At 72.0% G+C, this 19,243-nt stretch carries 23 protein-coding genes; 21 read left to right on the plus strand and 2 right to left on the minus strand.

Annotated elements, in window-relative coordinates:
• The first annotated feature begins 2 nt into the window (after positions 1-2).
• From pgsA to dapF, 9 genes are all read left to right on the plus strand, one after another.
• Positions 3-638 carry a CDP-diacylglycerol--glycerol-3-phosphate 3-phosphatidyltransferase gene (gene pgsA / locus D8M35_RS01980; protein WP_174234673.1) on the plus strand — a complete coding sequence of 212 codons (636 nt, stop codon included), beginning with the start codon at positions 3-5 and terminating at the stop codon, positions 636-638.
• Positions 635-1,162 (plus strand): CinA family protein, encoded by a 528-nt coding sequence (locus D8M35_RS01985; RefSeq protein WP_238638056.1) that lies wholly within the window; start codon positions 635-637, stop codon positions 1,160-1,162. Before pgsA ends, D8M35_RS01985 begins: the two co-directional genes overlap by 4 nt.
• Positions 1,163-1,316: 154 nt before the next feature.
• Positions 1,317-1,625, plus strand: coding sequence for a helix-turn-helix domain-containing protein (locus tag D8M35_RS01990; RefSeq protein ID WP_058742950.1), 309 nt, complete (start codon positions 1,317-1,319; stop codon positions 1,623-1,625).
• Between the two features lie 64 nt (positions 1,626-1,689).
• Entirely contained in the window at positions 1,690-1,914 is a 225-nt protein-coding gene (locus D8M35_RS01995; RefSeq protein WP_126890305.1) for a DUF3046 domain-containing protein, read from the plus strand.
• 257 nt (positions 1,915-2,171) lie between these two features.
• On the plus strand, positions 2,172-3,230 hold the full coding sequence (recA, locus tag D8M35_RS02000; RefSeq protein ID WP_066653287.1) for a recombinase RecA: 1,059 nt from the start codon (positions 2,172-2,174) through the stop codon (positions 3,228-3,230).
• Positions 3,227-4,297: a regulatory protein RecX gene (locus D8M35_RS02005; protein WP_126890306.1), complete on the plus strand. Its 1,071-nt coding sequence runs from the start codon at positions 3,227-3,229 to the stop codon at positions 4,295-4,297. The genes recA and D8M35_RS02005 overlap by 4 nt, the downstream gene beginning before the upstream one ends.
• A 95-nt stretch (positions 4,298-4,392) precedes the next feature.
• Entirely contained in the window at positions 4,393-5,886 is a 1,494-nt protein-coding gene (gene miaB / locus D8M35_RS02010; RefSeq protein ID WP_126890307.1) for a tRNA (N6-isopentenyl adenosine(37)-C2)-methylthiotransferase MiaB, read from the plus strand.
• Positions 5,873-6,841, plus strand: a complete 969-nt coding sequence (gene miaA, locus D8M35_RS02015; RefSeq protein ID WP_126890308.1) for a tRNA (adenosine(37)-N6)-dimethylallyltransferase MiaA — start codon at positions 5,873-5,875, stop codon at positions 6,839-6,841. Before miaB ends, miaA begins: the two co-directional genes overlap by 14 nt.
• Positions 6,838-7,728, plus strand: a complete 891-nt coding sequence (dapF, locus tag D8M35_RS02020; protein ID WP_126890309.1) for a diaminopimelate epimerase — start codon at positions 6,838-6,840, stop codon at positions 7,726-7,728. Before miaA ends, dapF begins: the two co-directional genes overlap by 4 nt.
• Positions 7,729-7,806: 78 nt before the next feature.
• Here dapF and D8M35_RS02025 read toward each other — a convergent pair whose 3' ends face one another.
• The gene (locus D8M35_RS02025) at positions 7,807-8,421 is read right to left on the minus strand and encodes a class I SAM-dependent methyltransferase (protein ID WP_126890310.1); all 615 of its coding nucleotides are present in this window, start codon (positions 8,419-8,421) and stop codon (positions 7,807-7,809) included.
• A gap of 61 nt (positions 8,422-8,482) precedes the next feature.
• On the opposite strand from D8M35_RS02025, the gene hflX reads away from it, so the two are divergent.
• Positions 8,483-10,021, plus strand: a complete 1,539-nt coding sequence (gene hflX / locus D8M35_RS02030) for a GTPase HflX (RefSeq protein WP_126890311.1) — start codon at positions 8,483-8,485, stop codon at positions 10,019-10,021.
• Positions 10,022-10,192: 171 nt separating this feature from the next.
• Here hflX and lexA read toward each other — a convergent pair whose 3' ends face one another.
• Positions 10,193-10,837, minus strand: a complete 645-nt coding sequence (gene lexA, locus D8M35_RS02035) for a transcriptional repressor LexA (protein WP_126890312.1) — start codon at positions 10,835-10,837, stop codon at positions 10,193-10,195.
• 235 nt (positions 10,838-11,072) lie between these two features.
• Here lexA and D8M35_RS02040 point away from each other — a divergent pair, with 235 nt between their 5' ends.
• From D8M35_RS02040 to D8M35_RS02090, 11 genes are all read left to right on the plus strand, one after another.
• Complete coding sequence (locus D8M35_RS02040; protein WP_126890313.1) at positions 11,073-11,447, plus strand: LysM peptidoglycan-binding domain-containing protein; 375 nt, start codon at positions 11,073-11,075, stop codon at positions 11,445-11,447.
• A gap of 73 nt (positions 11,448-11,520) precedes the next feature.
• On the plus strand, positions 11,521-12,645 hold the full coding sequence (locus D8M35_RS02045; protein WP_126890314.1) for a histidinol-phosphate transaminase: 1,125 nt from the start codon (positions 11,521-11,523) through the stop codon (positions 12,643-12,645).
• Positions 12,642-13,244, plus strand: a complete 603-nt coding sequence (gene hisB, locus D8M35_RS02050; protein WP_126890315.1) for an imidazoleglycerol-phosphate dehydratase HisB — start codon at positions 12,642-12,644, stop codon at positions 13,242-13,244. Before D8M35_RS02045 ends, hisB begins: the two co-directional genes overlap by 4 nt.
• On the plus strand, positions 13,241-13,876 hold the full coding sequence (gene hisH / locus D8M35_RS02055; RefSeq protein ID WP_126890316.1) for an imidazole glycerol phosphate synthase subunit HisH: 636 nt from the start codon (positions 13,241-13,243) through the stop codon (positions 13,874-13,876). Before hisB ends, hisH begins: the two co-directional genes overlap by 4 nt.
• Positions 13,877-14,021: 145 nt before the next feature.
• Positions 14,022-14,768, plus strand: a complete 747-nt coding sequence (gene priA, locus D8M35_RS02060; RefSeq protein WP_126890317.1) for a bifunctional 1-(5-phosphoribosyl)-5-((5-phosphoribosylamino)methylideneamino)imidazole-4-carboxamide isomerase/phosphoribosylanthranilate isomerase PriA — start codon at positions 14,022-14,024, stop codon at positions 14,766-14,768.
• 5 nt (positions 14,769-14,773) lie between these two features.
• The gene (locus tag D8M35_RS02065) at positions 14,774-15,607 is read left to right on the plus strand and encodes an SseB family protein (protein WP_126890318.1); all 834 of its coding nucleotides are present in this window, start codon (positions 14,774-14,776) and stop codon (positions 15,605-15,607) included.
• A 110-nt stretch (positions 15,608-15,717) separates the two neighbouring features.
• A complete protein-coding gene (locus tag D8M35_RS02070; RefSeq protein WP_126890319.1) occupies positions 15,718-16,596 on the plus strand; it encodes a ParA family protein in 879 nt (292 codons plus the stop codon).
• Between the two features lie 70 nt (positions 16,597-16,666).
• Positions 16,667-17,434 carry a ScpA family protein gene (locus tag D8M35_RS02075; RefSeq protein ID WP_238638057.1) on the plus strand — a complete coding sequence of 256 codons (768 nt, stop codon included), beginning with the start codon at positions 16,667-16,669 and terminating at the stop codon, positions 17,432-17,434.
• Positions 17,424-18,110 carry an SMC-Scp complex subunit ScpB gene (gene scpB, locus D8M35_RS02080; RefSeq protein WP_126890321.1) on the plus strand — a complete coding sequence of 229 codons (687 nt, stop codon included), beginning with the start codon at positions 17,424-17,426 and terminating at the stop codon, positions 18,108-18,110. Before D8M35_RS02075 ends, scpB begins: the two co-directional genes overlap by 11 nt.
• Before the next feature lie 14 nt (positions 18,111-18,124).
• The gene (locus D8M35_RS02085) at positions 18,125-18,835 is read left to right on the plus strand and encodes a hypothetical protein (protein WP_126890322.1); all 711 of its coding nucleotides are present in this window, start codon (positions 18,125-18,127) and stop codon (positions 18,833-18,835) included.
• Between the two features lie 84 nt (positions 18,836-18,919).
• Positions 18,920-19,243, plus strand: a 324-nt coding sequence (locus D8M35_RS02090; RefSeq protein ID WP_202976511.1) for a hypothetical protein, incomplete at its 3' end; no start/stop codon positions are given.

The following is a 19,243-nucleotide window of genomic DNA, read 5'->3' on the forward strand; positions in this document are numbered from 1 at the left end:
ACATGACGAGCTCGGAGACCACACACGGCGCCCGGTTCCCGTGGCGCGGACGGCTGATCCGCAAGGGCGAGGGCCCGGCGTCGACCGCCAACGTGGCGAACGTCATCACCGTGGTGCGGATCCTCATGGCGCCGCTGTTCTTCGTGATGCTGCTCGCCGACGGCGGGCAGGACACATCGCTGCGCGTCTGGGCGGCCGTCGTGTTCGTCGTCGCGATCGTGACGGACAGCGCGGACGGCATCATCGCCCGGCGCCAGAACCTGGTGACGGACTTCGGCAAGCTCGTCGACCCGATCGCCGACAAGGTCCTGATCGGCGGCGCTCTCGTCGCGCTGTCGATCCTGGGCGAGCTGCCGTGGATCGTCACCGTGCTGATCATGGTGCGGGAGATCGGCATCACCGTGTTCCGCTTCGCCGTGCTGTCCGACCGGGTGATCCCGGCCAGCCGTGGCGGCAAGATCAAGACCGTGCTGCAGGCCGTCGCGATCACCCTCGCGCTCTTCCCGTGGTGGAACATCGTCGGTGACCTCGCGCACTGGGTGAACGGCATCCTGATGACCGCCGCGCTCCTGGCGACCCTGCTCAGCGGTGCGGACTACCTGTGGCAGGCATGGAAGCACAACCGCAGCGCGGCGTGAGCACCGCCGACGGCCCCGCGCAGTCGGACTCGGCAGCGGATCTCGCTCGCCGCGTCGTGGCGGCCCTCACCTCCCGCGGGGAGACCGTCGCGGTCGCCGAGTCCCTGACGGGCGGGCTCGTGGTGTCGGCGCTCATCGGCGTCCCCGGCGCGAGCGCGGTCGTCCGCGGCGGGGTCGTCGCGTACGCCACGCCCGTCAAGGCGTCGGTGCTCGGCGTCGACGTGGACCTGCTGGCCACCAACGGCGCGGTCGACCCGGAGGTGGCCCGACAGATGGCCTCGGGGGTCCGGACCGCGCTGGCGGTCGACGGCGTCCCCGCGACGTGGGGGATCAGCACGACCGGGGTCGCCGGACCGGACCCGCAGGACGGCAAGCCGGTCGGCACCGTCTTCGTCGGCATCGCATCCGCGGAACGCAGTGTCGCGGCAGAGTTGCACCTCGACGGAGACCGGGCAGCAATCCGGTCCGCGACCGTCTCCGAACTCCTGGCACGGATGACGACCGAGGTCGACAGCGGGGAATAGGTCCTGTTGCCACTGGGTTACATCCCACGCAATCTCCAGCAGAGCGGCAGCCGACGTGGTTAGCATGCTGCGAACGGCAACGCTACTGTTGCTGAACCCGACCCCGGTCACCCGGACCAGGCGGGCGCGGAGACGACAGGAAGGAGGAGTCCACATGGTTCTCGTTCGTCAGGAGATCGGCGACGTGCTTCGGGACTTCCGCTTGCAGAAGGGCCGGACCCTCCGTCAGGTCGCATCCAAGGCCAGTGTCGCGCTCGGGTACCTCAGCGAGGTCGAGCGCGGTCAGAAGGAAGCGAGTTCCGAGATCCTCGCCTCGGTCGCGGACGCACTGGACACCCCGATCTCGACCATCATGCGCGAGGTGGGCGACCGTCTCGCAGTCGTCGAGGGACTCACCCCGGTCCCCGACACGCTGCCCGACGACCTCGTCGCCGAGTTCGACAACGACCTCGCGGTGCGCTGACGCACCACCCATCGAACGCCCTCGCCGGACTCCCGGCGGGGGCGTTCGTCGTTACGCTGGTCCGATGCGCGTGAGTGAGTTCTGGCGAGCCGTCGACCAGGTGTTCGGCGAGGCCTACGGGGCCGTCGTGTCCCGCGACGTCGTGCTCGAGGAGCTCGGAGGGCGCTCGGCGGCCGATGCGCTCGACGCCGGTGTCGACGCCAGGCGGGTGTGGGAGGCCCTCTGCGACTCGCAGGACGTCCCGCTCGACAAGCGGCACGGCAAGGGCTTGGCGGAACCGCGCGACTGAGCTGTCCATCCGAAACTGTGTTCGGCGTGTTGCTCGAACGCGTGTTCGATCGGTGCTAGGTTCCTGCACAACGGCGCTGACCCGGACCCTCGTCCACAGATCGCGCGGCTGCAGGCAGTGATGTCGGTGGCCCGCCCTAGGTTCGAGGGCATCGGGAACAGCCCGAAGCCTTGTCGCCGAACACCAGCCCTGCACCACCGGCTGGGGTGGACGCGACAGCCTACAGGCGGCCGACACCGAGCACGAAGGAGCACCCCATGCCATCACCCGCAGACCGCGAGAAGGCCCTCGAGACCGCACTCGCCCAGATCGACCGGCAGTTCGGCAAGGGGACGGTCATGCGTCTCGGCTCGGACGAGCGCGCACCGGTCGCCACCATCCCGACCGGGTCCGTCGCACTCGACGTCGCGCTCGGCATCGGTGGCCTCCCGCGCGGCCGCATCATCGAGATCTACGGCCCGGAGTCGTCGGGTAAGACGACCCTGACGCTGCACGCCATCGCCAACGCCCAGCGCGCCGGTGGCATCGCGGCCTTCATCGACGCGGAGCACGCGCTCGACCCCGAGTACGCGAAGAAGCTCGGTGTCGACATCGACGCCCTGCTCGTCTCGCAGCCCGACACCGGTGAGCAGGCGCTCGAGATCGCCGACATGCTCGTCCGCTCGGGTTCGATCGACCTGATCGTCGTCGACTCGGTCGCCGCCCTGGTGCCCCGCGCCGAGATCGAGGGCGAGATGGGTGACTCGCACGTGGGTCTCCAGGCCCGCCTCATGTCCCAGGCCCTGCGCAAGCTCGCCGGTGGTCTGAACCAGACGCAGACCACGATGATCTTCATCAACCAGCTGCGCGAGAAGATCGGCGTGTTCTTCGGAAGCCCGGAGACGACCGCCGGTGGTAAGGCGCTCAAGTTCTACGCGTCGGTCCGCCTCGACATCCGCCGCATCGAGACGCTGAAGAGCGGGACCGACGCCGTCGGCAACCGCACCCGCGTCAAGGTCGTCAAGAACAAGATGGCTCCGCCCTTCAAGCAGGCCGAGTTCGACATCCTGTACGGCACGGGCATCTCGCGCGAGGGCTCGCTGCTCGACTTCGGTGTCGACCACGGCATCGTGAAGAAGTCGGGTGCCTGGTACACCTACGACGGCGACCAGCTCGGGCAGGGCAAGGAGAACTCGCGGTCCTTCCTGATCCAGAACGCGGACATCGCCGCCGAGATCGAGGGCAAGATCCTCGCGAAGCTCGGCGTGGGTGGCGCCAAGGCCGATGCTCCGGTGGAGTCGATCGCGCCGAAGCTGGCGGAGCGCAAGGGCGCGTGACCGGCGCAGACGACCACGACGAGGGCCTCGCTCCGGTCACCGACCTGTTCGGAGCGCGGTCCCGTCGTGGTCGCCGCACGTCCCCGGTCGACCTGGAGCCGGTCGATCCGGAGCCGGTCGGATCGCACCCGACCACGGAGCACGCAGGCGCGAGGGACGTCCATCGGTCGTCCGACGACGACTGGGCACCCGACTCGATGCTGCTCGGCGACGACGAGCGGCGGTTCGCACCCGTGCTCAGCCGCGTGCGGTCGGGCGACGCCGACACCGACGCTGGCGCTGACGCCGACGGCGACGGCGATGACGGGAACGTGGCCGAGGCAGCGACGGACGCTCGCGACGAGGACGGTGCGACCGTGCCGTCGGCGATCCCCTTCCGCGGGCAGCAGCCCGAGGCCGAGTGGGTGTCCCCGGTGGTCGGCGACGGTTCGGGCCGGAGTGCACGTGCCGAGCAGCACGGGTACGACGACGACACCGCGGACGCTGCGACCGCATCCGTGTTCGCCATCGCGAGCGGCGACGAGATCGACCCGGCCGACGCCCCGCGACCCCTCGACGAGCAGCGCGCCGACGCCGAGCGCGTCAGCATGCGGGCGCTCGGTCGCAAGGGGGTCAGCGAGTCGGAGATGCGTCAGCTGCTGACGAAGCAGGACCTCGACGGCGACGTGGTCGAGCACGAGGTCGCGCGCCTGGTGCGGGTGGGCCTGCTCGACGACGTGGCCCTCGCGACCGACCTGGTCGACCGACTGCACGAGCGCAAGGGCCTCGGGCGTCAGGGCGTCGTCGCCGAGCTGCGCCGACGCGGGATCGACCAGGCAGCGATCGACGCGGCGCTCGACGCAGCGGCGGACGACGCGGACGACGAGTTCGTGCGGGCGAACGAGCTCGCCGAGAAGCGGGCACGCCAGCTCCGTGGTCTCGACCGTGCCACCGCGGAACGGCGGCTCAGCGGGTTCCTGATGCGGAAGGGCTACGGCGCGGGAGTCGTCCGCGTCGCCGTGGAGCGGGCACTCGACGGCCCGCCGCGCCGCTCACCGTCGGGCGGCGGTACCGTCCGCTTCGAGTAGCGTCACCGGGCCCGCGCGGTCAGGCCCGGCATGCCGATCCGTGTCCGGTACGGGCCGCCTCGACGGGCCCGAGGTCGACCTACACTGGGACGATCATGGCCACCGTCGAAGCCCGCCCCAGAACCTACGAGGTCCGCACCCACGGGTGCCAGATGAACGTCCACGACTCGGAGCGCCTGAGCGGGTCGTTGCAGGCCGCCGGGTACGTCGCGGCGGACGACGGTCAGGCGGACGTGGTCGTCATCAACACCTGCGCCGTGCGCGAGAACGCGGACAACCGGCTCTACGGCAACCTCGGGCAGCTCGCCGGCATCAAGCGCGAGCACCCCGGCATGCAGATCGCGGTCGGTGGGTGCCTGGCGCAGAAGGACAAGAACGTCATCCTCGAGAAAGCGCCGTGGGTCGACGTCGTCTTCGGGACGCACAACATGGGGTCGTTGCCGACCCTGCTCGAGCGGGCGCGGCACAACGACGAGGCGCAGATCGAGATCCTCGAGGCGCTCGACGTGTTCCCGTCGACGCTGCCGACGAAGCGCGACTCGACGCACAGCGGCTGGGTGTCGATCTCCGTCGGGTGCAACAACACGTGCACGTTCTGCATCGTCCCGTCCCTCCGCGGCAAGGAGAAGGACCGCCGCCCGGGCGACGTGCTCGCCGAGATCCAGGCGCTCGTCGACGACGGCGCGATCGAGGTCACACTGCTCGGGCAGAACGTCAACTCCTACGGCGTCGAGTTCGGCGACCGTCAGGCGTTCGGCAAGCTGCTCCGCGCAACCGGGCAGATCGACGGACTCGAGCGGGTGCGGTTCACGAGCCCGCACCCGGCCGCCTTCACCGACGACGTCATCGACGCCATGGCCGAGACGCCGAACGTGATGCCGCAGCTGCACATGCCGCTGCAGTCCGGGTCGGACCGCGTCCTCAAGGCGATGCGGCGGAGCTACCGGAGCGAGCGGTTCCTCGGCATCCTCGACCGCGTGCGGGCGAAGATCCCGCACGCCGCGATCTCGACCGACATCATCGTGGGGTTCCCCGGCGAGACGGACGAGGACTTCGAGGACACCCTGCGCGTCGTCGAGCAGTCGCGGTTCGCCTCGGCCTTCACGTTCCAGTACTCGATCCGGCCGGGCACGCCCGCGGCGACGATGCCCGACCAGCTGCCGAAGGAGGTCGTGCAGGAGCGCTACGACCGACTCATCGCGCTGCAGGACCGCATCACGGCCGAGGAGCACGCGAAGCAGGTGGGTCGGAGCGTCGAGGTCCTCGTCGCCACGGGCGAGGGCAAGAAGGACGAGACCACCCACCGTCTGTCCGGCCGCGCCGAGGACTCGCGCCTCGTGCACTTCGCCGTGCCGGACGGGTCAGAGGTCCCGCGTCCCGGCGACGTCGTGACCGTCGACGTCACCCGGGCCGCGCCACACTTCCTCATCGCCGACAACGAGGGACCCCTGCGGATCCGCCGCACCCGCGCCGGCGACGCCTGGGACCGGGCACAGGCCGAGAGCTGCGGCGTGCCCACCCCGTCCGCTCCGGGCGCGGAGCCGCGACCGGTCTCGCTGGGCCTGCCGAGCCTCCGTGTCGGACGCTGACGCGGCGGCCACGGCGGTCGGACGGAGCCAGGATGGAACCCCCGACCTGATCGCGGTCGTCGGCGCGACCGGCACCGGCAAGTCCGAGGTCGCGCTGACCGTCGCCGAACGGCTGCGGGCGAGTGGGCGGCCCGCCGAGGTCGTGAACGCCGACGCCATGCAGCTCTACCGCGGCATGGACATCGGGACCGCGAAGCTCCCGCTCGAGGACCGGCGGGGCATCCCGCACCACCAGCTCGACGTCCTCACGGTCACCGACGAGGCGAGCGTCGCGGCGTACCAGCGCGACGCACGCGCGGACGTCGAGCGGATCACGGCGGACGGCGGCACCGCAGTGCTCGTCGGGGGCAGCGGGCTCTACGTGTCCGCCGTCCTGTTCGACCTCGCGTTCCCCGGCACCGATCCGGAGCTCCGCGCCGAGCTCGAGCGCGAACACGCCGAGCACGGACCGAACGCGCTCCTCGCGCGCCTGCGCGCCCTGGACCCGGTCGCGGCGGCCGACGTCGACGCTCGCAACCCCCGCCGTCTGATCCGAGCCGTGGAGATCGCGAGCCGGTCCGAGGTCGTGACCCCGCGCCTCCCGTCCGCGCCCCGCGCATGGCGACCCGCTCGGGTGCTGCACCTGCACCGCGAGCGGAGCGGACTCGTCGCGTCGCTGCACGCGCGCGCCGAGCGCATGTTCCGCGACGGGCTCGTCGACGAGGTGGAGGCGCTCCGGGAGGACGGCCTCGAGGACGGTCGCACCGCGCGCGCCGCGATCGGGTACTCGCAGGCGCTCGACGTGCTGCACGGTCGCGCCACGACGGCCGAGGCGGTCGAGGCGACGGCGGTCGCGACGCGGAAGTACGCCAGGCGGCAGGTGTCCTGGTTCAAGCGGTACGACGCCGAGCTCGTCGACGTCAGCGGCGCCGACGTCGTGGGGCTGCAGGCGGTGGCCCGTAGGATCGTGCCGTGACCGAGCTGCACTTCACGAAGGGCCAGGGGACGGGCAACGACTTCGTCCTGTTCGCCGACCCGGACGCCACGGTCGACCTGACCCCCGAGCGCATCCGCGCCATCGCCGACCGACGCTTCGGTGTCGGGGCCGACGGGGTCATCCGGGCCGTGCGCTCGGACGCGATCCCCGAGGGCCGCGCCCTGGTCGCCGTCGAGCCGGCCGCGACGTGGTTCATGGACTACCACAACGCCGACGGCTCGGTGGCGGAGATGTGCGGGAACGGCATCCGCGTGTTCGCCCGGTACCTGACCGAGTCCGGACTCGTCGACCTCGCTCCGGGCGAGACGCTCACGGTCGGGAGCCGCAAGGGGCTCGTCGACGTGCAGCGCACCACGAACGGCTTCTCCGCGGACCTCGGGCGCTGGGGGCTCGGCATCGAGGGCGGCGGAGCGAACGACGTGACCGTGCGGGCGAAGGAGCTTGACGGCGCACGACCCGGACTCGGCATCGACGTCGGCAACCCGCACGTCGTCGTGGCGGTGGCGACGGAGGACGAGCTCGCCGAGGTCGACCTGACGTACGTCCCCGTGCTCGACCCGGCTCCGGCGGCGGGCGCGAACGTCGAGTTCGTGCTGCCGGGTGACCCGCTCGTCAAGGACGGCGTGGGGGAGATCACCATGCGCGTGCACGAGCGGGGGAGCGGCGAGACGCTGTCCTGCGGCACCGGTGCGGTCGCTGCGGCGCTCGCGACGCGGTACTGGGCGGGACCCTCGGCGCCGGACACCTGGCGGGTGCGGGTGCCGGGCGGGGTCGTCACGGTCCGGATGTTCGCGGCCGAGGACGGCGAGCACGTCGCCCTGGCGGGGCCGGCCGAACTCGTGTTCTCGGGGGACCTGACGGTCTGACGCAGTCGCGCAGTCGCGCAGTCGCGTGGCCGTGCAACTGCGCGGCCGTGCAATCGCGCAGACGCTCAGTGCGCCGCCCTACTCGGCGGTCCGGTGCACCCGGATCACGCGGAACCCCTTGTCCGTCGACGCCCGCGCGACCTGGAAGCCGTCACCGAGCGCGCCGCCGAGCCACCGCTGCAGGGAGTCCCCGCCGAGGTCCTTCGACACCACCAGCCAGGCGTCCCCACCGACCTCGAGCCGGGGCAGCCAGGTCAGCAGGATCGCGTGCAGTTCGTCCTTGCCCACACGGATGGGCGGGTTCGACCAGATCGTCCGGAAGCGCAGGTCCGCGGGGACGTCGTCCGGCAGTCCGACCGTGACGTTCGACACCCCGGCAGCGGTGGCGTTGCCTCGCGCCAGGTCGAGGACGCGCTCGTTGACGTCCACACCCCAGACCTGGGCATCCGGTGACTCGAGCGCCATCGTGATGGCGATCGGCCCCCACCCGCAGCCGACGTCGAGCAGCGCGCCCTCGGACGCGGGGGGCGGCACCGAGCCGAGCAGCACCCTCGTGCCGCGGTCGACGCCGTCCGGGCTGAAGACCCCGGCCGCTGTGGACAGCGTGAGCGGCCGCCCGGCGAGCGTGACGTGCACCTGGCGCTCACGGATCTCCGATGACGGGTTCGCGGAGAAGTAGTGCTCGTTCGCCATGGAAGAACCGTACCGGGCACCCCGTGTGTCCCGGGCGTGGCGGCGGTACCCTGTGGAGAAGATGACGGAAACCACCATGAACGACGGACGATCCGACGACAGCGCCGAGGGTGTCGTGGAGCGCGTCCTCCGCAATGCCGAGACCCGGGCCACGTCGGCGATCTTCGCTCCGGCCCAGGCCATCCAGACACGATCGGTCGACGAGCACGGCTGGTCCGGTGACGGCGACCAGTACGAGCGCGAGGACCGCGCCGCCCTGCGCCGGGTCACCGGCCTCTCCACCGAGCTGGAGGACGTCACCGAGGTCGAGTACCGGCAGCTCCGGCTCGAGCGGGTCGTCCTGATCGGCGTCTACCCGCAGGGTGACGCCCAGGACGCCGAGAACTCCCTGCGCGAGCTCGCCGCCCTGGCCGAGACCGCGGGTGCGGTGGTCCTCGACGGACTGCTGCAGCGCCGACCCAACCCGGACCCGGCGACCTACCTCGGCAAGGGCAAGGCCGAGGAGCTCGCGATGGTCGTCAAGGCGACCGGCGCCGACACGGTCGTCGCGGACACCGAGCTCGCCCCCTCGCAGCGCCGTGCGCTCGAGGACGTCGTGAAGGTGAAGGTGATCGACCGCACCGCGGTGATCCTCGACATCTTCAGTCAGCACGCGACCACCCGCGAGGGCAAGGCCCAGGTCGAGCTCGCGCAGCTGCAGTACCTGCTGCCGCGTCTGCGTGGTTGGGGTGAGTCGATGTCCCGCCAGGCCGGTGGTCAGGTCTCCGGTGGCGCCGGCATGGGCTCGCGCGGACCCGGTGAGACGAAGATCGAGCTCGACCGTCGTCGCATCAACACGCGGATGTCGAAGCTCCGGCGGCAGATCGCCGGCTTCCGACCCGCTCGCGAGGCCAAGCGTGCCGACCGACACCGCAACGAGGTGCCCAGCGTCGCGATCGCCGGGTACACGAACGCCGGCAAGTCCTCGCTGCTGAACCGTCTGACGAGCGCGGGCGTCCTGGTGCAGAACCAGCTGTTCGCGACCCTCGACGCCACCGTCCGCCGCACCGAGAGCAGCGCCGGCCGGGAGTTCACGTTCGTCGACACGGTCGGCTTCGTGCGCAACCTGCCGCACCAGCTGGTCGAGGCGTTCCGCTCGACCCTCGAGGAGGTCGGCGAGGCCGACGTCATCGTGCACGTAGTGGACGGGTCGCACCCCGACCCGGCGGCGCAGCTCGCGACGGTCCGCGACGTGATGGGCGACGTCGGTGCACGCGACATCCCCGAGGTCGTCGCGTTCAACAAGGCGGACCTGATCGACGAGGCACAGCGACTCGTCCTGGTCGGGCTCGTCCCGGACGCGGTGTTCGTGTCCGCCCGGACGGGCGAGGGCGTCCCGGAGCTCCTCGCCGCGATCGAGGCCCGACTGCCCGAGCCGGACGTCGAGCTCACCGTGGTGATCCCGTACGACCGCGGCGACCTGGTGTCGTCGCTGCACGACGCCGGCGCGGTCGAGACGACCGACTACGTCGAGGACGGCACCCGCCTGCGGGTGCGCGTCTTCCAGCGCCAGGTCGCGGAGCTCGACCCGTACGTGGTCGCGCCGGTCGCGACCGCCTAGTCCCCGGACCCCCACCGGGACGGACGGGAGGCGCGGTGCCGGCTGGCACCGCGCCTCCCGTCCGTCGTCGGCCGCGTCCCGACGCCGGGTTCACCCCGGCACGAGAGCAAGCAGCCCGCGCCACGGAGTTCCGTGGCGCGGGCTGCTTCGTGTCGTGCGGTTGCCGACGCGTCAGACGGAGCGGAGCACCGCGACGACCTTGCCGAGCACGGTGGCCGCGTCGCCGAGGATCGGCTCGAAGGCGGTGTTGCGCGGGAGCAGCCACGTGTGGCCGTCGCGCTGACGGAAGACCTTGACGGTCGCCTCCTCGTCGAGCATCGCGGCGACGATGTCCCCGTTGTCCGCGGTCTGCTGCGAGCGGACGACCACCCAGTCGCCGTCGCAGATCGCCGCGTCGATCATCGATTCTCCGACGACCTTGAGCATGAAGAGGTCGCCCGTGCCGACCAGCTGTCGGGGGAGCGGGACGATCTCGTCGACGTGCTGCTCGGCCGTGATCGGGACACCGGCGGCGATGCGTCCGACGAGGGGGACGAGGGTCGTGGCGTCGACGTCCGGGGTGTCGACGTCGGGGGTCGGCTCGTCGACGAGCACCTCGAGCGCGCGGGGGCGGTTCGGGTCACGCCGGATCCACCCGCCGAGCTCGAGCTGGCCGAGCTGGTGGGAGACGCTCGAGAGCGAGGAGAGGCCGGCGGCGTCGCCGATCTCCCGCATGCTCGGCGGGTAGCCCCGGCTGGCGATCGACGCACGGATCGCGTCGAGGATCGCCTGCTGCTTCGCCGTCAACGGCTTCTGGACCCGCAGTTCGTCCGCCACGTCGTCTCGCCCTTCGTCGGTGCCGGGCGGTCGGGCGGGAATGTCGGTGGTCCCCGCTTGACTCGTCCCAGTCGATCGAAACAGTATCCGACCGCACGAGGCCGGACAAACACCTGTTCGAGCGTGTCGGCAAGAAACCCCCCACGAATCCGCTCCTGGGACTTGTGCGGGGTCGCATTCGAAACTATGTTCGGTACACGACTTCGGTTCCTCCGAACGGGAAGGCAAGAACGACATGAGCACCATCGCCATCGCTGACCAGCGCACCGCGACGCCCGCCGTCCGTACGCGCCTGCGCATCACGCGTCGCGGCCGCATCGTCCTGACGACCGTCGCGGCCCTCCCGGTCTTCCTGGTCGTCGCCCTCTCCGTGCTGAACGGCGGACAGGCCTCGGCCGGTGACTCCTCCCGCGCCGGAGCCCCCGTGCACTTCGAGACCGTCACGGTGCAGCCGGGTGAGACCCTGTGGCAGCTGGCGGAGGAGACCGCCCCGCAGGCCGACCCGCGCGACTTCGTGCAGGACGTCGTGAGCCTCAACGCGCTCGACGGCTCGACGCTCCGGGCCGGCGAGCAGATCGCGATCCCGGCCAAGTACACCGTGGGCGACTGACCGGATCGGCGCTCGCCTGACCACCGTCCGGACGGCCGGTCGTCGCCCGGTGGCCGCGGCCTACGATGGATCGGTGGACACCACGCTCGAAGACCTCCCGATCCGTGACGACCTCCGCGGGCAGAGCCCGTACGGCGCTCCGCAGAAGCACGTGCGCGTGCAGCTCAACGTCAACGAGAACACGCATCCCGTGCCCGAGGACGTCGCCGAGGACATCGTCGCCTCGATCCGGCAGGCCCTGACGACCGTGAACCGCTATCCCGATCGTGAGTTCACCGAGCTCCGCGAGTCCCTCGCCGGCTACCTGAACGGCGGGCTCTCCGCTGATCAGCAGCTCACCCCTGCGAACCTGTGGGCGGCGAACGGGTCGAACGAGGTCCTGCAGCAGCTGCTCCAGGCCTTCGGCGGCCCGGGCCGCTCGGTGCTCGGGTTCCCGCCCACGTACTCGATGCACTCGATCCTCGCGTCCGGCACCGGCACGCGCTGGATCCCCGCGCAGCGTGACGACGAGTTCCGCATCACGCCGGAGACCGTCGTCGCGGCGATCGCCGAGCACCGGCCCGACATCGTCTTCCTGTGCGGGCCGAACAACCCGACCGGCACCCCGCTCGACATCGAGACGATCCGCGCCGCGTACGACGCCACCGACGGCGTCGTGATGGTGGACGAGGCCTACGCCGAGTTCATGCCCACCGATGCCCCGAGTGCGATCACGCTGCTGCCCGGCCGTCCACGGCTCGTGGTCTCGCGCACCATGAGCAAGGCCTTCGCCTTCGCCGGGGCCCGCGTCGGCTACCTGGCTGCCGACCCCGCGGTGGTCGACGCCCTGCGGTTGGTGCGCCTGCCGTACCACCTGTCGGCGCTGACGCAGGCGGCGGCCGTCGCCGCGCTCCGGCACGCTCCCGCGATGCTCGCGATGGTCGACGACATCAAGCAGCAGCGCGACCGCATGGTGACCGAACTGCAGGCGATGGGGTACCGCACGTACGAGACGTGGTCCAACTTCGTGCTGTTCGGCGGGGTGGCGGACCCGCACGCCGCGTTCGAGGCACTGCTCGACCAGGACGTCATCGTCCGCGACCTCGGGATCCCGAACCACCTGCGGGTGAGCGCGGGGACGGCGGAGGAGACCACCGCGTTCCTCGACGCCATGCGCCGCGTGGCCGCCGACCAGCCGCCGGTTAGGGTTGACGCATGACCGCCCGCACCGCCTCGATCAGCCGGAGCACGAGCGAGTCGAGCATCGAGCTCTCGCTCGACCTGGACGGCACCGGTTCGTCCGACGTCTCGACGAGCGTGCCCTTCTTCGACCACATGCTGACGGCCTTCAGCAAGCACTCGCTCATCGACCTGCGCGTGCGCTCGACGGGCGACACCGACATCGACGTGCACCACACCGTCGAGGACACCGGCATCGTGCTCGGTCAGGCGCTGAAGCAGGCCCTCGGCGACCGCGCCGGCATCGGTCGCTACGGCGATGCGCTCGTGCCGCTGGACGAAGCCCTGGCACAGGCCGTGGTGGACGTCTCCGGTCGTCCGTACCTCGTGCACTCCGGCGAGCCCGAGGGCTTCGCGTTCCACCGCATCGGCGGACACTTCACCGGCTCGATGGTCCGGCACGTGTTCGAGGCGATCACGTTCAACGCCGGCATCACCGTGCACGTCCGCGTGCTCGGTGGCCGTGACCCGCACCACATCGCCGAGGCCGAGTTCAAGGCCTTCGCCCGTGCGATGCGCCGCGCCGTCGAGCTCGACCCCCGGGTCGACGGCATCCCGTCCACGAAGGGGAAGCTGTGACCGCGAAGCCGAACGTCGTCGTCCTCGACTACGGATCGGGCAACGTCCACTCCGCGGCGAAGGCACTCGAGCGCGCCGGTGCCGAGGTCACGCTGACCGCCGACAAGCAGGCCGCGCTCCGTGCGGACGGTCTGCTCGTGCCGGGCGTCGGCGCCTTCGCCGCCGTCGTCGACCAGCTCGAGGGTGTGCGCGGCGGCGAGATCGTCGACCACCGCCTGGCCGGCGGTCGACCGGTGCTCGGCATCTGCGTCGGCATGCAGGTCATGTTCGCGCGGGGCGTCGAGCGCGGCGCCGACGTCGAGGGGCTCGGCCAGTGGCCGGGCACCGTCGAGGAGATCCAGGCCGAGGTCCTGCCGCACATGGGTTGGAACACGGTCGAGGCGCCCGCGGACTCCGTGCTCTTCGACGGGCTGCACGACGAACGGTTCTACTTCGTCCACTCGTACGGCGTGACCGACTTCCCGCTCGACGCCTACGGTCCGTTCCGGGCACCGCGCCTGACCTGGGCCGAGCACGGGCAGCGGTTCGTCGCCGCGGTCGAGAACGGTCCGCTGACGGCCACGCAGTTCCACCCGGAGAAGTCGGGGGAGCCGGGGATCCGGCTGCTCCGCAACTGGGTCGACTCGCTCTGAACCGGCCGTCCACCGGGCGCACGCTCGCCCGACGGACGCGAGCCGCGCCTCCCGGCCGCAACGGCCACCGGAACCGGAACGGCCGCAGCGCCCGGCCAGGCTGCCATGACGGCCGCACCACACCCCACCGAGAACCGACAGGACCATGACCGACCTCACCGCGACCCCGCCCCTCGTCCTGCTGCCCGCCGTCGACGTCGTCGACGGTCAGGCCGTCCGCCTCACCCAGGGCGAGGCCGGCAGCGAGACCTCGTACGGCGATCCCGTCGCCGCGGCCCGCACCTGGCGCGACCAGGGTGCGGAGTGGATCCACCTCGTCGACCTGGACGCAGCATTCGGGCGCGGGGACAACCGTGCGGTGATCGCGAAGGCGATCCGTGAGGTCGAGGGTGTCTCCGTCGAGCTCTCCGGCGGCATCCGCGACGACGCGTCGCTCGAGGCGGCGCTCGCCACCGGGGCGGCCCGCGTGAACCTCGGGACCGCCGCGCTCGAGAAGCCCGAGTGGGCGGCGCGCGTGATCGGCGAGTACGGCGAGCAGATCGCGGTCGGCCTCGACGTGCGCGGCACGACCCTGGCGAGCCGCGGCTGGACCGAGGACGCCGGTGACCTCTGGGAGGTGCTCGACCGGCTCGAGGCCGCCGGGTGCGCCCGCTACGTCGTGACCGACGTGACGAAGGACGGCACCCTGCAGGGGCCGAACGTCGACCTGCTCCGCGAGGTCTGCGACCGCACCGACCAGCCCGTGGTGGCCTCCGGCGGCATCTCGACGCTCGACGACCTCCGTGCGCTGCGCGAGCTCGTGCCGCACGGCCTCGAGGGCGCGATCATCGGCAAGGCCCTGTACTCCGGCGCGTTCACGCTGCCGGCCGCTCTCGACATCGCCTCCGAGTAGTCGTCGTGGCGGGCATCTCGAACGGCCGCGGGACCGGGCCCGACGCTCCGGAGCCCGGCGCGCACGACGACGCCCACACTCCGGGCGGTGCCGCGGACTCGGCGGGCAACCCGTGGGCCGGGCGGACGTTCGACGCCCACGACGACGCCTACGCCGACGACGACGGCCTGGCGGACCCGGCGCTCGTCGCGGCGATCTCCGCCCTGCAGCAGGGCGGGTCGCAGCGCGCGGTCGTCGAGGCCCTGCGCGGCGCACGGCTGCTCATCCCGCTCGTCGCCGAGGCCGGTGACGTCGGGCACACCCCCGAGGGCAAGTTCGTCGACAAGACCCAGGAGCTGTCGATCGTCACGGTCGCCGGTCCGGACGGGCGCAGTGTGATGCCCGCCTTCACCTCGGCCGAGGCCATGCGGTCGTGGGACGCCACCGCCCGACCGGTGCCGGCGGACTCGCGACGCGTCGCGATGGCCGCGGTGAGCGAGGAGACGCAGCTCGTCGTGCTCGACCCGACCGCACCGACCGAGTTCGTGCTCCGTCGCCCGGCGGTGTGGGCGATCGGGCAGGACCTGCCGTGGACCCCGTGCTTCGAGGACGCCGAGGTCGGGCAGGCGTTCGCCGCGTCGGTCGTCGAGGAGCCCGCCGTGGCGCGCGTCGAGCTGTCGCCGGGCGACCCGCTCGGGCGCTTCGCCGGTGCGGAGCTGATGGTCGGGCTGGCGCTGCACCCGGGGCTCGACCAGGCCGCGGTGCAGGCGCTCGTCGGACGGCTGCAGCAGCGGTGGACGGCGGACGCCGTCATCGCGGACCGGGTGGACAGCATGCGCGTCGCGCTGCGGCCCGCCTGACGCAGGACCGACCGGGCGGCCGGGAGGCGCGGTGCAGCCCCGTCCCGTCCGCTGCGGTCCGCGCGGCGGTGCGACCCGGGCCGCTGGCGCCACGCCGGTACGATGACCGGGTGAGCACGAACCCGACGACCACCCCCGGCACCGCGCAGACCCCGGTCGGCCCCACCGGTCGGCCCGTCCGGCAGTTCCCGGAGCCCGCGCCGCTCGACGGCCACGGCCCGGCTCGCATCATCGCGCTCTGCAACCAGAAGGGCGGCGTCGGCAAGACCACGACGTCGATCAACCTCGGCGCCGCGCTCGCCGAGTACGGCCGCAAGGTCCTCGCGGTCGACTTCGACCCGCAGGGCGCCCTGTCCGCCGGACTCGGGGTCCGCACCCACGACGTCCCCACGGTCTACGACCTGCTGATGGGTTCCGTGAAGGACCCGCGCGAGGTCATCCGCCAGACGAACGTGCCGCTGCTCGACGTCATCCCGGCGAACATCGACCTGTCCGCCGCCGAGGTCCACCTCGTCAACGAGGTCGCCCGCGAGCAGATCCTGGCGAGCGTCCTGCGCAAGGTCTCGAACGACTACGACCTCATCCTGGTCGACTGCCAGCCCTCCCTCGGCCTGCTCACGGTCAACGCCCTGACGGCGGCGCACGGCGTGCTCATCCCGCTCGAGTGCGAGTTCTTCGCGCTGCGCGGTGTGGCGCTGCTGATCGAGACGATCGACAAGGTGCGGGACCGGTTGAACCCGGCACTGCGGCTCGACGGCATCCTGGCGACGATGTACGACTCGCGCACGCTGCACTCCCGCGAGGTCATGGAGCGCGTCGTGGAGACGTTCGACGACAACGTGCTCGACACGGTGATCAGCCGGACGGTGAAGTTCCCGGACGCCACGGTGTCGGCACGGCCCATCACGCAGACGGCGCCGGAGCACGCCGCGGCGCACGCCTACCGCGCGCTCGCCAGGGAGCTCGTCGAGCGTGGCGCCGTCGCCTGACCCGGCACCGACGTCGGCTGACACGACGACGCCGGCGGGCACCGCGGCCGCGCCCGGGTTCCGGGTCCGGCTGCGGAACTTCGACGGGCCGTTCGACCTGCTGCTCTCGCTCATCACGAAGCACGAGCTCGACATCACCGAGGTGTCGCTCGGCGCGGTCACGGGGGAGTTCATCCAGTACGTGCGGCAGGCCGAGTCCGCCGACGAGCTCGACGAGGCCAGCGAGTTCCTCGTGGTCGCCGCCACCCTGCTCGACCTGAAGATCGCCGGACTCCTGCCGCAGGGCGAGCTCGTCGACGCCGAGGACGTGGCGTTGCTCGAGGCCCGCGACCTGCTCTTCGCGCGCCTCCTGCAGTACCGGGCGTTCAAGCAGGCCGCGGAGTGGTTCGGGGAGCAGTGGCAGCAGGAGTCCCGCCGGCACGTCCGCCGGGTCCGGCTCGAGGAGCGGTTCCGCGCCCGCACCCCGGAGCTCGTCTGGACCCTCTCGGTGCAGGACTTCGCCGCCATCGCGACGCTGGCCTTCGCGCCGCGGGAGATCCCGACCGTGGGGCTGGACCACCTGCACGCCCCCCTCGTGAGCATCCGGGAGCAGGCCGCGATCGTCGTCTCGATCCTCCGCACCCGGGCCGACGAGGACGTGTCGTTCCGCGAGCTGGTCGCCGGCGTCGCGGAGACGGGTATCGTTGTGGCTCGCTTCCTGGCGATCCTGGAGCTGTACCGGAACGCGTCGATCTCGTTCGAGCAGTTCGAACCGCTGGGGGAGCTGACACTCCGCTGGACCGCCGAGGACTGGTCCGACGAGAGCCTCGCGAACCTGGGAGCCGACTATGACGGATGACGCACGCGCCGCCGCGTCGAGCGCCGAACCCGGGGGAGCGGACGAGGTCGCCGACGCCCGCGCGATCGAGCAGGAGCTGCACGCCGAGCACACTGCTCACCCGGACCTGCCCGTCGACCGGCAGCTCGAGGCGATCCTGATGATCGCCGACGAGCCGCAGTCGCTCGTCTCGCTCGGTGCCGCGGTGGGTGCGCCCGTGCCCGCCGTGCGTCAGGCGATCGAGCGGCTCGTGGCCGACTTCGACGGCGTCGACGGCACCGTCCGCCGTGGCTTCGAGCTCCGCGAGGTCGGCGGCGGCTGGCGGTTCTACGTGCGGCGCGAGCTCGACGACGTCGTCGAGCAGTTCGTCGAGGCGGAGCGTCCGGCCCGGCTCTCGCAGGCCGCGCTCGAGACCCTCGCGGTGGTCGCCTACAAGCAGCCGATCACCCGCTCGCAGATCGCCTCGATCCGGGCGGTGAACGTCGACGGCGTCGTCCGGACGCTCGTCGCGCGCGGCCTCATCGAGGAGTCGTTCACCGACGCCGAGACCGGCGCGATCAACTACGTCACGTCCGACCTGCTGCTCCAGCAGCTCGGCATCAACTCGCTCGACGAACTGCCGCTGATCTCGCCTCTCCTGGAGGACGGCGCGGACGGTTTCGGGCACAACGAAGGGATCCCCGATGGCCGCGTTTGAGGACGAACGACGAGGTGGGTCCCGAGGGGGATCCGACGGACGCTCCGGCGGGTACGGTCGCGGCTCCGACCGGTCCGGCTCCGGTCGGCCTGGAGGCGCTGGGCGCGATCGCGACGCCGGCTCCGGCCGCGCGGGTGGCCGGTCGGGCGACGACCGCGGCGGCTACCGCGGACGCGAGGAGCGTCCGGCAGGTGGTGGCGACCGCGGTGGGTACCGCGGGCGTGACGACCGGTCCGGTGGCGACCGCGGTGGGTACCGCGGCGGCTCGGACCGCTCGGACCAGGGCGGGTACCGGGGGCGGGACGACCGGTCCGGTGGCGACCGCGGTGGGTACCGCGGGCGTGACGACCGGTCCGGTGGCGAGCGCGGTGGGTACCGCGGCGGCTCGGACCTGGGCGGCCACCGGGGGCGGGACGACCGTGCCGGTGGCGAACGCGGTGGGTACCGCGGGCGTGATGACCGGTCCGGTGACGAGCGCGGTGGGTACCGCGGGCGGGACGACCGGTCCGGTGGCGACCGCGGTGGGTACCGCGGGCGTGACGACCGGTCCGGTGGCGAGCGCGGTGGGTACCGCGGCGGCTCGGACCAGGGTGGGTACCGCGGTCGTGACGACCGGTCCGGTGACCGTGGTGGGTACCGCGGGCGGGACGACCGTTCCGGTGCTGACCGTGGCGGGTACCGCGGGAGGGACGAACGATCCGGTGGTGACCGCGGCCGCTTCGTGAGCCGCGACGCCGACCAGCGAAGCAACGACCGCGGCGGGTTCGTCCATCGGGAGGACGACCGCTCCGGTGGGTACCGCGGCCGCGATGACCGGTCCGGTGGCGAGCGCGGTGGGTACCGCGGCCGTGACGAACGCCCCGGTGGCGAGCGCGGTGGGTACCGCGGACGTGACGAACGCCCCGGTGGCGAGCGTGGTGGGTACCGCGGACGCGAGGACGACCGCCGCGGCGCAGACCGTGACGAGCGCCACGATCGGGAGGACGGCCGGTCCGGTGGGTACCGGGGCCGCGATGACCGGTCCGGTGGCGAGCGCGGTGGGTACCGCGGCCGTGACGAACGCCCCGGTGGCGAGCGCGGTGGGTACCGCGGACGTGACGAACGCCCCGGTGGCGAGCGTGGTGGGTACCGCG

It is taken from the genome of Curtobacterium sp. HSID17257 (assembly GCF_003989515.1).
Lineage (GTDB): Bacteria > Actinomycetota > Actinomycetes > Actinomycetales > Microbacteriaceae > Curtobacterium.